Source organism: Enterococcus songbeiensis, from assembly GCF_005405265.1.
GTDB classification, from domain to species: domain Bacteria; phylum Bacillota; class Bacilli; order Lactobacillales; family Enterococcaceae; genus Enterococcus_C; species Enterococcus_C songbeiensis.
Genome location: NZ_BJDS01000008.1, coordinates 113,233 through 128,209, shown reverse-complemented (window position 1 = coordinate 128,209; position 14,977 = coordinate 113,233). Strand labels below are relative to the sequence as shown.

At 41.0% G+C, this 14,977-nt stretch carries 13 protein-coding genes; 2 read left to right on the top strand and 11 right to left on the bottom strand.

Annotated elements, in window-relative coordinates; all coding sequences use genetic code 11:
• Window positions 1–67: 67 nt before the first annotated feature.
• The 11 genes from guaC to purC form a co-directional block, all read right to left on the bottom strand.
• Window positions 68–1,045 carry a GMP reductase gene (gene guaC, locus FFM66_RS05790; protein ID WP_137605304.1) on the bottom strand — a complete coding sequence of 326 codons (978 nt, stop codon included), beginning with the start codon at window positions 1,043–1,045 and terminating at the stop codon, window positions 68–70.
• Between the two features lie 203 nt (window positions 1,046–1,248).
• A complete protein-coding gene (locus FFM66_RS05785; protein WP_137605288.1) occupies window positions 1,249–2,163 on the bottom strand; it encodes an aldo/keto reductase in 915 nt (304 codons plus the stop codon).
• Between the two features lie 181 nt (window positions 2,164–2,344).
• Window positions 2,345–3,601, bottom strand: coding sequence for a phosphoribosylamine--glycine ligase (purD, locus tag FFM66_RS05780; RefSeq protein ID WP_137605287.1), 1,257 nt, complete (start codon window positions 3,599–3,601; stop codon window positions 2,345–2,347).
• A gap of 22 nt (window positions 3,602–3,623) precedes the next feature.
• A complete protein-coding gene (gene purH, locus FFM66_RS05775) occupies window positions 3,624–5,159 on the bottom strand; it encodes a bifunctional phosphoribosylaminoimidazolecarboxamide formyltransferase/IMP cyclohydrolase (protein WP_137605286.1) in 1,536 nt (511 codons plus the stop codon).
• The gene (gene purN, locus FFM66_RS05770; protein ID WP_137605285.1) at window positions 5,140–5,733 is read right to left on the bottom strand and encodes a phosphoribosylglycinamide formyltransferase; all 594 of its coding nucleotides are present in this window, start codon (window positions 5,731–5,733) and stop codon (window positions 5,140–5,142) included. Before purN ends, purH begins: the two co-directional genes overlap by 20 nt.
• Window positions 5,730–6,776, bottom strand: a complete 1,047-nt coding sequence (gene purM / locus FFM66_RS05765) for a phosphoribosylformylglycinamidine cyclo-ligase (RefSeq protein WP_137605284.1) — start codon at window positions 6,774–6,776, stop codon at window positions 5,730–5,732. The genes purN and purM overlap by 4 nt, the downstream gene beginning before the upstream one ends.
• A gap of 12 nt (window positions 6,777–6,788) precedes the next feature.
• Window positions 6,789–8,228: an amidophosphoribosyltransferase gene (purF, locus tag FFM66_RS05760; RefSeq protein WP_137605283.1), complete on the bottom strand. Its 1,440-nt coding sequence runs from the start codon at window positions 8,226–8,228 to the stop codon at window positions 6,789–6,791.
• Complete coding sequence (gene purL / locus FFM66_RS05755; protein WP_137605282.1) at window positions 8,213–10,432, bottom strand: phosphoribosylformylglycinamidine synthase subunit PurL; 2,220 nt, start codon at window positions 10,430–10,432, stop codon at window positions 8,213–8,215. Before purL ends, purF begins: the two co-directional genes overlap by 16 nt.
• The gene (purQ, locus tag FFM66_RS05750) at window positions 10,429–11,109 is read right to left on the bottom strand and encodes a phosphoribosylformylglycinamidine synthase subunit PurQ (protein ID WP_048605077.1); all 681 of its coding nucleotides are present in this window, start codon (window positions 11,107–11,109) and stop codon (window positions 10,429–10,431) included. Before purQ ends, purL begins: the two co-directional genes overlap by 4 nt.
• 1 nt (window position 11,110) lies before the next feature.
• Window positions 11,111–11,365 (bottom strand): phosphoribosylformylglycinamidine synthase subunit PurS, encoded by a 255-nt coding sequence (gene purS, locus FFM66_RS05745; RefSeq protein WP_048605076.1) that lies wholly within the window; start codon window positions 11,363–11,365, stop codon window positions 11,111–11,113.
• Complete coding sequence (gene purC / locus FFM66_RS05740) at window positions 11,356–12,090, bottom strand: phosphoribosylaminoimidazolesuccinocarboxamide synthase (protein ID WP_137605281.1); 735 nt, start codon at window positions 12,088–12,090, stop codon at window positions 11,356–11,358. Before purC ends, purS begins: the two co-directional genes overlap by 10 nt.
• A gap of 267 nt (window positions 12,091–12,357) precedes the next feature.
• Between purC and FFM66_RS05735 the strand changes: the two genes are divergently transcribed.
• Window positions 12,358–12,741: a hypothetical protein gene (locus FFM66_RS05735; RefSeq protein ID WP_048605074.1), complete on the top strand. Its 384-nt coding sequence runs from the start codon at window positions 12,358–12,360 to the stop codon at window positions 12,739–12,741.
• A 117-nt stretch (window positions 12,742–12,858) separates the two neighbouring features.
• Entirely contained in the window at window positions 12,859–14,895 is a 2,037-nt protein-coding gene (pbp4, locus tag FFM66_RS05730) for a penicillin-binding protein PBP4(5) (RefSeq protein ID WP_137605280.1), read from the top strand.
• The last annotated feature ends 82 nt before the right edge of the window (window positions 14,896–14,977 follow it).

Here is a 14,977-nt window from a genome sequence, read left to right as displayed (position 1 = left end):
GAAACATTCGCGGCACGATTTTTATTTACAGGTTATAGCATTGTTACTTTGTTGATAGTCGTAGCTTTTAGATTGTATCTCCGTTAAAAATTGAATTCTTAACAATCACATAGTCTACTTTGCGAATTGCTTCTAAATCCTTGCCACCAGCATAAGAAATTGATGATTGGAGATCCTGCTGCATTTCCACCAAGGTATCTTTCAATGATCCTTTGTGTTGAATCCAGATTTTTTTTCCTTCGACATTTTTCTTTTCGCCCTTTTGAAATTCAGAGGCACTGCCAAAATATTCTTTATAGACGATACCATTTTCGACTTTTGTTTCTCCCGGAGATTCTTCGTGTCCAGCAAATAGCGAGCCAATCATCACCATTGTTGCGCCAAACCGAATTGATTTTGCGATATCACCATGGGTACGAATTCCCCCATCCGCAATAATTGGTTTACGGGCCGCTTTTGCACACCAACGAACGGCAGCCAACTGCCAACCACCGGTACCAAAACCGGTTTTGATTTTTGTGATACATACTTTTCCTGGTCCAATACCGACTTTGGTAGCATCAGCCCCCGCATTTTCTAATTCGCGAACAGCTTCCGGAGTCCCAACATTGCCGGCAATTACAAAAGTTGTAGGTACTTGTCTTTTGATGTGTTGAATCATATCGATAACAGAATTGGCATGCCCATGAGCGATATCAATAGTAATATAATCAGGAATCAGATTTTCTTTTGCCAATTCTTCCACGAAGGTATATTCTGACGCTTTTACCCCCACACTAATGGAAGAAATTAATCCCCGTTGCTTCATTTTTTTAATAAAAGGAATCCGTGCCGCTTCATCAAAACGGTGCATGATATAGAAATAGCCGTTTTCTGCTAAAAATTCTGCAATTTTATCATCGATGATTGTCTGCATATTAGCAGGAACCACCGGCATTTTAAAGGTGTGACCACCGAGTGTTACTTGTGTATCACATTCGGATCGACTATTGACGATACACTTATTAGGAATCAATTGGATATCTTCATAATCAAATACTTTCATGTCAAACATAAATAGAACATCCTTTCTGTATCCAAAAAACAATTTAATCATCGGCGTCTCTTAGCGCCCTATGTAATTTAGCGCAATTAATCGGGGAAATCAATGATTTATCGAAATGTTTTTTATAAAAAAGAAAAATCGTTCGTAAATCACGAACGATTTTCGTTTATTCTATTTAAATAGACTGAAATAGCAATCTGTTTTTATGGCAAAATATTGCCTGCTGCCAAATACACACTGTACCAATCTTCTCTGATCATTTCGATTTCAGAAACTTTGGCGATTTCTTCGATTCGATGCGGCGTCATCGTTCCGGCAATCACTTGCATATTGGCTGGATGGCGTAAAATCCAAGCAGAGGCAATTCCAGTTGGTGTCGTGTTGTATTTTTCTGCCATTTCCTGTAATTTTTGATTCAATTCTGGGAATTTTTCGTTATCAATAAAAACGCCATCAAAGAAACCGTATTGATAAGGAGACCAGGCTTGGATCGTCATATCATGCAAGCGGGAATATTCTAAAATACCGCCATCGTGATCAAAACTGCCAGCATCCGTCATATTGACGTGCAATCCACGATCAATCATTTCTGAATGCTTAATTCCAAATTGTAATTGGTTTGCAAGCAATGGTTGCCGAACATATTTTTTCAACAAATCAATTTGTCCGGGATTTTGATTGCTGACACCAAAATATTTCACCTTGCCATCTGCTGCTAGTTGATCGAATGCTGCTGCTACTTCCTCAGGTTCAAACAACGTATCTGGACGGTGAAGCAATAACGCATCCACATAATCAACTCTCAATCGAGTCAGACTGCCCTCCACTGCTTCAATGATGTGTTTTTTCGAGAAATCATACATCACACCTGGAACAATGCCGCATTTTGTTTGAATAAATAAATCTTCGCGTTTGTAGTTGGTTTTTGCTAAAGCATCCGCAAAAATCGACTCACAACTTCCTTGCCCATAAATATCTGCATGGTCAAAGAAAGTAATCCCATTTTCAACTGCTGTTTCAATCACTTTTACCGGATCTTTTGCATTGTTGATCCGCATACAACCCAGAATCACGCTGGAAACTGCTAAATCTTCTGAACCAAACTTTACCTTTTTCATAAAAAATTCCTCCTTATTAACATTATGAGTTAAAATTTCTGTCAAAACTTTAACCTATTTTCATGCCGTATTCCCATCCACGAATGAGACCCGCCAAAGAATCGGCATATGTTGCTTTCATGTCAAATTGTACCACAACCATTCATGAAAAGGCTTCATTTTCTATGATAAATTTTGAAGATTAGCTTCCTGCTTTTTCTCCAATATCGTGGCGATAAAACATTTTGGACAGAGGTAATTCATCTAGCGTCTGATACACTTGCCTTTTTGCTTCATCCAAAGTACTGCCGGTCGCTTCTACCAAGAAAACCCTGCCTCCATTTGCCTGTAAGGTTCCGTTTTCTGATTCTGCAACCCCGGCATAAGACACACGAACTTTCGATGAAAGAATGGATGGAATCGGCATTCCCTGTTGGTATTTTTCTGGATAGCCTTCTGCGGCGACAACAACCCCAAGGGAAGCCTGTGGTGACCATGTAATTGTTGGTACTTTATCATTCAGCAAATCATCAATGATTTGAAACAAGCTTGAAGATAGTCGTGGTAAAACGACTTGTGTTTCCGGGTCACCAAACCGGGCATTAAATTCAATCACTTTGGGGCCTTTTTCTGTAGCAATCAAACCCGCATACAAAATTCCTTGAAAGGGAATGTTTTTTTCAATCATCCCTATGGCAGCCGGTTTCAAAACTTTTTCTACTGCTTCGGCTACCAACGCATCCGAAATTTGCGGAACTGGAGAATACGCCCCCATTCCACCAGTGTTGGGGCCATGATCACCATCGTACGCCCGCTTATGGTCTTGTGCGATGACCATTGGATAAACTTCGCTGCCTTTAACAAATGCCATTAATGAAAATTCCTCACCATCAAGAAATTCTTCGATTACGACCTTTGCTCCACTTTTGCCAAATTTATGGCGTGCCAGCATATCTTCTAACGCATGGATCGCTTGGGGCAATGTTTCTGCCACTACTACCCCTTTTCCTGCCGCTAATCCGTCTGCTTTGATAACAATCGGTACCCCTTGCTCTTTCACATATTCCACAGCAGGAGCAAGTTCTATAAAGGTTTGAAACGCCGCCGTTGGAATGCCATTGTCTTGCATCAATTTTTTCGCAAAATCCTTCGATCCTTCAATCTCGGCTGCTGCTTTAGTAGGGCCAAAAATTTTACAACCTGCCTGTTGGAAATCATCAACAATGCCATTCAATAAAGGAATTTCTGGTCCTACGAAAGTCCAAGCAATATTTTCTTTTTTAACAAAATCGATCAATGCCTCATGGTCGTCTTCTGGAATATCCACTAAACAAATCCCGTCTTTGGTCATTCCCGGATTTCCTTTAGCACAATAAACCGCAGTGACCTGTTTTTCTGCCAATAATTTTCTCGCAATGGCATGTTCTCTCCCACCGCTGCCGATTACTAATATTTTCATGGCTTCCTCCTAGAAACTTAGGTTAATGTCTAAAATGACGTACACCGGTAAAAATCATGGCAATATCGTATTTATTTGCCATGTCAATGGATTCTTGATCCTTGATGCTGCCACCAGGTTGAATGATTGCCCGGATTCCATGCTGGGCTGCAAATTCCACACTGTCACTCATTGGAAAAAATGCATCACTTGCCACTACAGCATCGGTTAACTTATTGTTTTCTTCTGCCTGCTGGATTGCAATTTTCATCGAACCTACTCGATTCATTTGACCAGCACCGATTCCCACAGTTTGGTATTGGTTTGCAAGAAGAATCGCATTTGATTTCACATGCTTGACTGCTTTCCAAGCAAATTGCAACGCTTGTTTTTCTGCTTCGGTTGGTTGCCGTTTCGTGACCACTTGCCACTGGCTTTCATCCTCTTGAAGAATATCTTGTTCTTGAATCAACACACCACCTAAAACCGAAACCATTTCTGTTTCTTTCGTTGCTGTTGAATCAAAATCGACTGTCATTAATCGCAAATTTTTCTTGCTAGCTAACACCTCAAAAGCTTCCGGCGTAAACGAGGGTGCCAGAATGATTTCTAAAAATAAACGATGCATTTTTTCAGCGATTGATAAATCAACTTCCCGATTCAACACCACTACTCCACCAAAAATCGAAATCGGATCAGCTTCATAGGCAAAATCATAGGCTTCCTCAATCGTTGCTCCTCTACCAATGCCACAAGGATTCATGTGCTTCAAAGCAACAACTGTCGGTTCAGAAAATTCTCTGGCAATCCGCAAAGCAGCATCAGCATCCTTGATATTATTGTAAGATAATTCTTTCCCATGCAACTGTGTTCCACTAGCAATGGAATAGGCAACCGGCAATGCTGATTGATAAAACGTTGCTCTTTGGTGACTATTTTCCCCATAACGCAATGACTGTTTCAACTCATAAGTGACAGTTACTTTTTCAGGAGTTTCTTTTTCAAACTTCTCTGTCAAAAACTCTGCAATCAATGCATCATAGGCAGCCGTGTGACGAAAAACTTTTGCAGCAAGCCGTTGTCTCGTAGTAAGAGTTACGCCCTCCTCAGCTAACTCCTGTAATACAACGGAATAATCGGCTGGATCAACGAGTACGGTAACTGAAGCATGGTTTTTTGCCGCTGAACGCAACATGCTAGGACCACCGATATCAATTTGTTCAATTGCCTCAGCAACGGTGACATCCGGCTGCTGAATCGTTTCTTTAAAGGGATAAAGATTGACTACAACTAAATCAATTGGCGAAATCTGATGGGCTTCCATTGCCGCAAGATGCGCTGATAAATCTCGCCGCGCCAACAATCCGCCATGAATTGCCGGATGGAGTGTTTTTACCCGTCCGTCCATCATCTCCGGGAAACCGGTGACTGACTCAATCGTAATCGTCTCGATATTTGCGTCAGCTAAAACTTTTTGCGTCCCTCCGGTGGAGATGATTTCAAATCCGGCTGCCAATAACCCTTTTGCCAATTCAAGAATGCCTGTTTTATCCGATACGCTAATCAATGCTCGTTTCATTTCTTGCTTCCTCCTGTTTGAATAGTTCTGCAATCGTTTTGGGATACAACTGATGTTCCACCCGATGAATTTTTTCTGTCAAAATTTCGAGAGTATCCTCCGGTAAGATCGATACACCTTTTTGTGCAACAATTGGTCCAGTATCAACGCCATCATCCACAAAATGAACGGTGACTCCGGTCATTTTCACTCCGTATGAAAAAGCGTCTTCGATTCCGTGAAGTCCCGGAAATGCCGGCAACAAAGAAGGATGAATATTAATAATCCGGTTAGGAAAAGCCTGTAATAATTTTTTACCGATAATTCGTAGATAACCGGCCAAAATCAAGTAATCAATCCGGTGGTCCGCAAATAAATCAAAAAGGGCTTCTTCATAGCAGTCTTTTGAAGGAAAATCTTTTGGCGAAAAAGTGAATGCTGGAATTCCATGCATTTCAGCCCGTTTCATTGCGTAGGACTCTTTTTTATCTGAAAAAAGCAAAACAAGTTCTCCGGGAATCTCTCGTCGTTGATAACTTTTCACAATTGCCTCAAAGTTACTGCCATTTCCTGATGCCAACACAGCGACCCTCATTCTGTTGATCCTTTCACCACTACTGCGTCCTTTTTCTTAGGAACAACTTTTCCGATGACAAAACTTTCTTCCCCTGATTTCAGCAAGGACGCTTGAACTTTCGCAAGGTTTTCTGGCGTAACAGCTAAAACCATTCCGATACCCATATTAAAAATTTCATACATTTCCGCTTCTGACAATTCACCGTATTTTTTTAGGACATGAAAAATCGGTAATACCGGCCAAGTTCCTTTTTCCATTTCAGCCGATAAATTTTCCGGCAGCATTCGAGGAATATTTTCAACAAAACCTCCCCCAGTAATATGGGCGACACCGGCAACCAGTTGTTCTTTAATTAATGGCAATAACGCCTTCACATAAATTTTTGTTGGCGTCAATAAAACAGTCCCCAGTGATTCATTTCCTAATTCTGGTAACTGCTGGCTTCCTGAAAAATGATGGTCGTCAAAAAAGATTTTCCGAACCAGTGAATAGCCGTTGGAATGGATTCCTGATGAGGGTAGTCCAACTAAATAATCACCGGCTTGGATAGTTTCCCCAGTAATCAACTGACTTTTTTCAGCGATACCAACAGCAAAACCAGCCAAATCGTATTCTCCCTCACCGTACATTCCAGGCATTTCTGCTGTTTCACCGCCAATCAAAGCTGCGCCAGCCTGTAGACAGCCCTCAGCAACCCCCGCTACCACTTGTTCCAATCGAGCGGGCTGATTTTTTCCGGTAGCAATATAGTCTAGAAAATACAATGGTTCTGCTCCTTGTGCCACGATATCATTCACACACATGGCAACACAATCAATGCCAATCGTATCATGTTTACCTTCTTGAATGGCAACCAGCAATTTCGTTCCGACGCCATCCGTTCCAGAAACCAATACCGGTTCTTTCACAGAAAGTGCGGAAAGATCAAAACAACCGCCAAAGCCACCCAGACTTCCCATCACACCGAGTCTTTTTGTTTTTTCTACATGTTTTTTGATTCGTTCAACCACTTCATAGCCGGCTTCCACATCTACCCCAGCTTTCGCGTATGCGTTTGTCACGTAATCTCTCCTTTAAAAAAATGATGTCTGTTCTTTCAGCGATGCAAGATATTTTTCTTCATAATCGTACAACGGCGTTGGGTAATCCCCGTTAAAATAGGCCATACACAAGCCGGTATAAGGAGCATCAAAGTTCAAGCCGATGGCGTCAATCAAGCCCTGTTCACTTAAAAAGCTCAACGAATCTGCCCCAATACATTGCTGAATCTCAGTAATGGAATGATTGGCCGCAATCAATTCTTTGCGGGTTTGAATGTCGATTCCGTAAAAACAAGGATATTTCAATGGCGGAGAAGCAATTCGCACGTGAACTTCTTTTGCTCCAGCCTCTTTTAGCAGTTGCACGATTCGACGACTTGTGGTTCCTCTGACAATGGAATCATCTACCATGATTACCCTTTTTCCCTCAACGACTCCCCGTACAGCAGAAAGTTTCATGCGCACTCCTTGTTCTCGCAATTCCTGTGTAGGTTGAATAAACGTTCGGGCAATGTATTGATTTTTTACCAAACCAAGCTCATAGGGAATTCCCGACGCTTCTGCATAGCCGCTTGCTGCCGATAAAGAGGAATTGGGAACACCAATTACCATGTCAGCTTCCACTGGTGCTTCTTTTGCTAAACGTCTACCCATGTTTTTTCTAGCAGTATGAACATTGACACCCGCGATATTTGAATCCGGACGAGCAAAATAGATATACTCCATCGCACAGATTGCTGGTTGCGTTTCTGTTGTATAAGTGGTGATGTGAATACCTTGATCATTAATCGTCACGATTTCTCCTGGTTGGACATCCCGTACAAAGGACGCACCAATCACTTCTAATGCACAGGTTTCAGAAGCAACCACGTACGCACCATTTTTCATTTGACCAATTGCTAAAGGACGAAAGCCATTAGGATCTAACGCTGCGATCAGACAGTCTTCTTTTATTAAAAGATAAGCAAAACCGCCCTTCACTTGGTTTAGAGCTTCTTTCAGTTGTTCTAAAAAAGTGGTTTGCTTGCTGCGTCGAAGTAAATGCATCAATAATTCTGTATCTGAATTAGAATGGAAAATCGCACCGTTTGCTTCTAAATCAGTCCGCAAACTCCGTGCATTCGTCAGATTACCATTGTGGGCTAAACCAATTTGGCAATCATAAAATTTGAAAAGAAAAGGCTGGATGTTGTCTACACTACCATTTCCCGCAGTAGCATAGCGCACATGTCCGATGGCTCCTTCTCCCTCCAGGCAAGCCAGTTGTCGGTCATCTCTGAAAACTTCGGATAGCAGACCTAAGTCTCGATGCCCTTTCAGCTTGCCGTTTTTATTCGCAACAATTCCTGCGCCTTCTTGCCCACGATGTTGTAAACTGTGCAAACCAAAATATGTCACCCGAGCTGCATCGGCATGCCCCCACACACCAAAGATTCCGCACTCCTCATTTAAGCTTTTTACTTCATAAGACATGGAATGGCTTCCTCCCAGGCTTCTTTTGCCATTTTCGTTGGTAACTGAATTTTGTCGTCCCTTAATTGAACCTTCAAGATGGCGTCATCTGTCACAACACCGATTGCTGTTGCGAATGAACCGACCATTTTTTCAAAGGCTTGTTGTCTTTCTGGTTTTACTGAAAGAACGAAGCGAGATTGAGTTTCAGAAAATAACCATTCTTTAGGGAAAGTCAAGGTTACATCAATCCCAAATTCATTTGGAAAAGCAGCTTCTGCAAGTGCAACAGCTAGACCCCCCTCTGAACAATCGTGGGCACTTGCAATCAATCCTGCCTGAATAGCAGCTAAAAGAATTTCTTGATTTTTCTTTTCAACGGCTAAATCAAAGGCCATCAATTTCCCCTCAATTTTCCCGATTTGCAATTTTTGAATTTCTGACCCATTAAAATCAGCTTGTGTATCGCCAAGAACGTAAATCAAATCTCCAACTTTCTTAAATTCCTGCGTTGTAATGTCGGCTACATTTTCAATCAGTCCGACCATTCCGATTACAGGAGTTGGGTAAACACTGCGGCCATTTGTTTCATTGTATAAAGAAACATTCCCCGAAATCACTGGAGTTTCTAAAACTTCACAGGCTTTTGCAATACCATCGGCCGAAGTCCACAACTCCCAAAAGCCTTCTGGTTTATCTGGGGACCCGTAATTTAGGCAGTCAGTGATTGCTAATGGTTTTCCACCGCTGGCAACAATATTTCTAGCAGCTTCTGCTACAGCCATCTGTCCGCCGATTTCAGGATTCAAATAGAGATACCGACCATTGCAGTCGGTGGTCATCGCCAGCGCTTTATTTGTTCCACGAATTCGTAATACTGCACCATCACTTCCCGGTGCCACAACGGTATTAGTTAAAACTTGACTATCATACGTTTCATAAATTGATTTTTTTGATGCGATGGTTGGTTGACGAAGCAACTCTAAATAAGTAGCAGCCCCATCAGAAATTACTGGATAAAAATCGGGAATTTTTTGAAAAGCGCTGATACGGGCAGGTTCTTTTCGCTCCTTCTGATAAACCGGTGCATCCTCTGCTAAGGCATCAACTGGAAGATCAGCGACTAAATGCCCTTTATGGTAAAGACGATACATACCGTCATCAGTTACTTCACCAATCGATACCGCCTCTAAATCGTACTTGCGAAATAAGGCAACGACTTCTTCTTCATGTCCTTGTTTGACACAAATCAACATACGTTCTTGCGATTCAGAGAGCATCATTTCATATGGTGTCATTTCGCTTTCCCGTTGAGGAACATCATCTAAAAATAGTTTTAACCCGGAACCAGCTTTCGATGCCATTTCAGAACTAGATGAAACCAATCCTGCTGCTCCCATGTCTTGAATTCCCACTAAAATATCCGCATGATCTAAAATCAATTCCAAACAGGCTTCCAGCAATAGTTTTTCCATGAAGGGGTCACCGACTTGAACGGCAGAACGTTGCTGTTCTTCCCCTTCAACAAATTCTTCCGAAGCAAATGTCGCACCATGAATCCCATCACGACCAGTTTTTGCCCCGACGTACATAATAGTATTTCCAACACCTTTTGCCTGACCCTTTTGAATATCTTTGTGCTCAATCAATCCAACACACATGGCATTGACCAGCGGATTGCCTTCATAGCAAGAATCAAAACTGATTTCGCCGCCAACTGTCGGAATACCGATACAATTGCCATACCCACTGATTCCGGCAACGATTTCTTCCAATAAATACTTTGTTCGTGAGTTGGTCAATTCACCAAACCGCAAAGAATCCAAAATAGCGATTGGTCGGGCCCCCATGCTGAAAATATCCCGAATAATCCCGCCAACACCTGTTGCCGCCCCTTCGTATGGTTCAACAGCAGATGGATGATTATGACTTTCCGCTTTAAAAACAACTGCCTGACCATCACCGATATCAACGATGCCTGCACCTTCTCCAGGACCTTGCAATACTTGTGGACCATCCGTGGGAAATTTTCTCAAAACTGGTTTGGAGTTTTTGTAGGAACAATGCTCACTCCACATGACAGAAAATAAACCAGTTTCTGTGTAATTTGGTAAACGACCCAAAATTTTCTCAATCAACTGGTATTCTTCTTCCGACAATCCCCAGTTGAGATAGGTCTTTTCTTCTTTGATCCATTCAGGTGTTGGTTCAGTCATAGTTATCATTGATTCATCGGCACCTTTCCAAAGTTTTTAATAATTGAAGCAAAGAACTTTTTGCCATCCTCAGAACCTAAAAGGTCCTCCACGGCTCGTTCAGGGTGAGGCATCATACCCAAAACATTCCCCGCCTCATTACAAATTCCGGCAATATTTGCTACGCTGCCGTTGATGTTTTCATTTTTGTAAGTAAAGACGATTTGATTGTTGTCTTGTAATTGTTGCAAGGTTTCCGCATCACAATAGTAATTGCCTTCCCCATGGGCTACTGGCAAATGAATCTCTGTTTTCTCTTCATATTCTGAAGTAAATGGTGTATTGGGATTCACTTCTAAAGAAACGGTCTTGCAAATAAAATGTAAGGAATCATTTTTTCGTAAAGCGCCTGGTAAAAGTCCAGCTTCTGTCAACAATTGAAACCCATTGCAAGTACCAAAGACCGGTTTTCCTTCTTCAGCAAAACGAATAACTTCCTGCATAATCGGTGCAAACCGGGCAATGGCGCCACAGCGTAAATAATCACCATAAGAAAATCCTCCCGGCAGCAACACACCATCAAAGCCAACCAGTGATTCGGCATCATGACGAACATAAGCAGCTTCCTGTCCCATGATGTCTTGTACCGCCCAGAGAAGATCCTTGTCGCAATTTGAACCGGGAAAAACAATGACTGCAAATCTCATTTTACTTTTCCTCCAACGTGATGATTTCAAACCGATAGCTTTCCATCGTGACATTTGCTAATAATTTATCGCAGATTTCTTCAATAGCGATTTCCACAGGGCGATTGGACGAAGCGACTTTGATTTCAAAATATTTCCCCATTCGTATTTCGGTAATTTCTTCGTACCCCAAACGATGAACGGCTCCTTTTACGGCTTCTCCTTGAGGATCCAAAACGGAATCTTTGTAAGTAACATAGACTTTCACTAAATACATGGTGACACTCCTTCACTGAATTTTTCTAAACGATTTAATACTTCTTGATAAACTGGAACCAAATCTCCTAATTCTCGACGATAGATATCTTTATCTAAATGATTTTGTGTTTGCAAATCCCAAAGACGACAGGTATCCGGGGTGATTTCATCTGCCAATAAAATCTTTCCGTTTGCTGTTCGACCGACTTCAATTTTAAAATCAATCAATTGAATATTGATCTCAGAAAATAATTTTTGCAATGCATGATTTAATTTCTGTGCCAAATGTTTAATATCATTGATTTCTTTTCCGGTTGCCAATTTCAGTAACCGAACATGCTCGTCATTGATAAACGGATCATCCAACCCATCATTCTTGTAATAAAACTCAACGATTGGAAAATCTAAAGGTGTTCCTTCTGAAAGGGCAAATCGTTTGGTGAAACTTCCTGCAGCATAATTACGAACGACAATTTCAAGTGGAATAATCTCGACTTTTTTCACTAATTGTTCGGTTTTAGATAAATTGCCAACAAAATGCGAAGGAATTCCTTCCTCCTTCAGCCATTGAAAAACCAAACCCGTAATCTGATTGTTCAAGGTTCCTTTTCCCACGACGATGTCTTTTTTTGCCCCATTCAATGCAGTTGCCTGATCTAAGTATTCTACCCATAAAACATCTGGTTGATCCGTGTAGAAAAGCTTTTTCGCCTTTCCTTCATAAACTAAACTCGCTTTTTCCATTCCTACGCCTCTTTTGTTTATATTTTCGCACACGATGCAGTTAATCGTTCGTGTTTGACTCGTGATTATTTTAACAACTTAGCAAAAGGTGGTCAATGTTACTGTGAATATTAATTATTATTTTATTAAAATCGTTCGTCTTTTGCGTAATTTACTTGTTAGATTTCTTCGTTATTATTTATTTTTTTGATAAAACGTTTACAAATAAGGATTGAAATGCTATAGTGAGAGTGTAATTTCAGGGTAAGTTTTTGAGGAGGATGTTTCATGGATTGTCAACGAAGTAACGTTGAGTATTTTTTGGCCACATTGTCAGTAGAAGATAAACTTCAATTATTCAATGATTTGCTCGCGGTCGATGAAGTCTACCATCTGAATAAAGACACATCGTTTTATACCTTTCGTAAATTAAAGCGGGCTTCTCAGCGACATTGCGAATGCCGCAAACGTACAATTCAATTCAAAAATCAAAAAAATGATGAACTCGTTATTCATCAAATTCACGAGCAACATATTTTCAAAAATCACTATCGCTTCCAAGTTTTTTATAATTTGGAAGAACAAAATTTTTCTTTCATTGAATTACTTTTAGAGGCATTGCGGGAAGAGCGAGTTTCTCAGTACACACATCAGCGGGTCGCTCTTGCATAATCTACTTATAAAATAACGTTGCTGAAATCCATTTTCTTATGGATTTCTTTTTTATTTCTTATCAACTTTACGAACTTTTCCCTTATCATAGATACCATACCAACTTGGAGGTCAATTATGGAAAAAAAGACACGTTCTGAACAAAAAAGAAAGAAAAACCTGCTGCCCCTGTTGATAGTCCTTCTTCTCCTTGTGCTTGGTGGCGGTGGCTTTATTGCTTATCAGGCATTTACTAAAAATCAAACAATGACAGCCAGTAAAAAACTAGTAAATAAGTACCTAACCACTCTCAAAAAACAAGATTTTGATACTTTGCCTTCACTTTTGACAAAAGATACCACTAAACGAAATGATTTTTCTACAAAAGAAATCGTTGAGAAATACCAAGCGATTTATCCCGGAATTGGTGCCGACAATCTCGTCGCAAAAAAAATCAAAGTCAACGAAAAAAGCGCTGATACCTATACATTTTCCTATTCCTTAACTATGACTACCTCTTTAGGTGAGTTAAAAGACTTGAATTATCAAGGGATAATCGATATCAGTGAAAAAGAACCAAAACTGGAATGGAGTCCGAGTTTGATTTTTCCGGGAATGTCTGGAAAAGATAAAATAAACGTCTCGGTTACTGATGCCACGCGCGGCGAAATCGTCGATCGAAACAACCAACCCCTAGCTGTCAATGCCACGTTAAAGCAATTAGGTGTTGTTCCCAATCAGTTAGGTGAAGGAACCGAGAAAGAAAAAAACATTCAAGCTATCGCAGATAAGTTTTCCCTTGAAAGTGACACAATTACTCAGGCGATCGAACAAGCCTGGGTCCAACCAGATTACTTCGTCCCTCTTAAAATTATCGATGGTGCAACAGATGATTTACCAACCGGTGCCAGCATTCAAGAAACCACCGGGCGAAATTACCCACTAGGCGAAGCGGCTGCCCAATTGATTGGGTATTTAGGCACGGTCACAGCAGAAGACATTGAAAAAAATCCAGAGTTAAGCAGTTCTGGAGAAATTGGCCGCTCAGGACTGGAAGCAGCTTACGATCAAGAGCTACGGGGCCAAAACGGTGGAAAGATTGCAATTACCAAAGAGGACGGTACAGAAAAAGACATTCTATTGGAACAAACTAAAAAAGATGGGGAAACCATTCAGCTCACCATCGATGCCGATCTCCAAAAAACAGCATTCCAAGCACTAGACAATAAAGCCGGTTCGACAGTCATCACACAACCAAAAACAGGTGATTTATTAGCTACGGTCAGTTCTCCAAGCTTTGATCCAAACAAAATGACGCACGGTATTTCGCAATCAGAATACGATGCCTATGAAAAAAATACAGCAAAACCCTTTTTATCTCGTTTTGCTACCAGGTATGCACCGGGGTCTACTTTCAAAACGATTACTGCCGGAATCGGCTTAGAAAACGGCACGATTGATCCGCAAAAAACAGTAGCAATCGATGGGTTAAAATGGCAAAAAGATCATTCGTGGGGAGACTATCAGGTAACGAGAGTCTCTGATGTCCCACAAGTCGATTTAGAAACCGCATTAGTGTATTCTGACAATATTTATATGGCACAGCAAACGCTAGCAATGGGTGAAACAAAATTTCGAGCTGGTTTAGATAAATTTATTTTCGGCGAAGAATTGGATCTGCCGATTGCCATGGAAACGCCGCAAATTTCTAATGAAAAATCGTTTGATTCAGAAATTCTTTTAGCAGATACAGGGTATGGCCAAGGGCAACTATTGATCACACCTATCCAGCAAGCTGCGATGTATTCCGTTTTTGCAAATCAGGGAACTTTGGTTTATCCTCGTCTTCTACTGAATGCAGAATCAAAAACGAAGGAATCTCTTTCTAAGGATGCCGTCGCTACAATCGTCACCGATTTACAGGCGGTAGTAAATGATCCAAATGGGACAGCTCACAGTCTTGCTTCCCTTGGTTTCCCTCTTGCTGCCAAAACTGGAACAGCAGAAATCAAAGAAAAACAAGACGAAAAAGGACAGGAAAATAGTTTCTTACTAGCCTTTGATGCAGAAAACAGCAATTACTTGATGGTTTCTATGCTTGAAGACCGACAAGAAAATGAATCTGCAACGGCTCTTGCAGCCGATGTTTTAACACAACTGGCTAATCAAGAGTAAAAAACAGCCCGAACAATCAAGAAGTCCTCCTCACGAAAACGTGACTGGAATATTCTCAATTGTTCGGGCTGTTTTAGGTTTA

Excerpts from the sequence above, each read along its gene's own strand:
- purL (WP_137605282.1), bottom strand. The coding sequence starts at position 10,432 with ATGATAACTATGACTGAACCAACACCTGAATGGATCAAAGAAGAAAAG.
- purC (WP_137605281.1), bottom strand. The coding sequence starts at position 12,090 with ATGGAAAAAGCGAGTTTAGTTTATGAAGGAAAGGCGAAAAAGCTTTTC.
- purS (WP_048605076.1), bottom strand. The coding sequence starts at position 11,365 with ATGTATTTAGTGAAAGTCTATGTTACTTACAAAGATTCCGTTTTGGAT.
- purF (WP_137605283.1), bottom strand. The coding sequence starts at position 8,228 with ATGTCTTATGAAGTAAAAAGCTTAAATGAGGAGTGCGGAATCTTTGGT.
- FFM66_RS05735 (WP_048605074.1), top strand. The coding sequence starts at position 12,358 with ATGGATTGTCAACGAAGTAACGTTGAGTATTTTTTGGCCACATTGTCA.
- purQ (WP_048605077.1), bottom strand. The coding sequence starts at position 11,109 with ATGAGATTTGCAGTCATTGTTTTTCCCGGTTCAAATTGCGACAAGGAT.
- FFM66_RS05785 (WP_137605288.1), bottom strand. The coding sequence starts at position 2,163 with ATGAAAAAGGTAAAGTTTGGTTCAGAAGATTTAGCAGTTTCCAGCGTG.
- pbp4 (WP_137605280.1), top strand. The coding sequence starts at position 12,859 with ATGGAAAAAAAGACACGTTCTGAACAAAAAAGAAAGAAAAACCTGCTG.
- purN (WP_137605285.1), bottom strand. The coding sequence starts at position 5,733 with ATGAGGGTCGCTGTGTTGGCATCAGGAAATGGCAGTAACTTTGAGGCA.
- purD (WP_137605287.1), bottom strand. The coding sequence starts at position 3,601 with ATGAAAATATTAGTAATCGGCAGCGGTGGGAGAGAACATGCCATTGCG.
- guaC (WP_137605304.1), bottom strand. The coding sequence starts at position 1,045 with ATGAAAGTATTTGATTATGAAGATATCCAATTGATTCCTAATAAGTGT.
- purH (WP_137605286.1), bottom strand. The coding sequence starts at position 5,159 with ATGAAACGAGCATTGATTAGCGTATCGGATAAAACAGGCATTCTTGAA.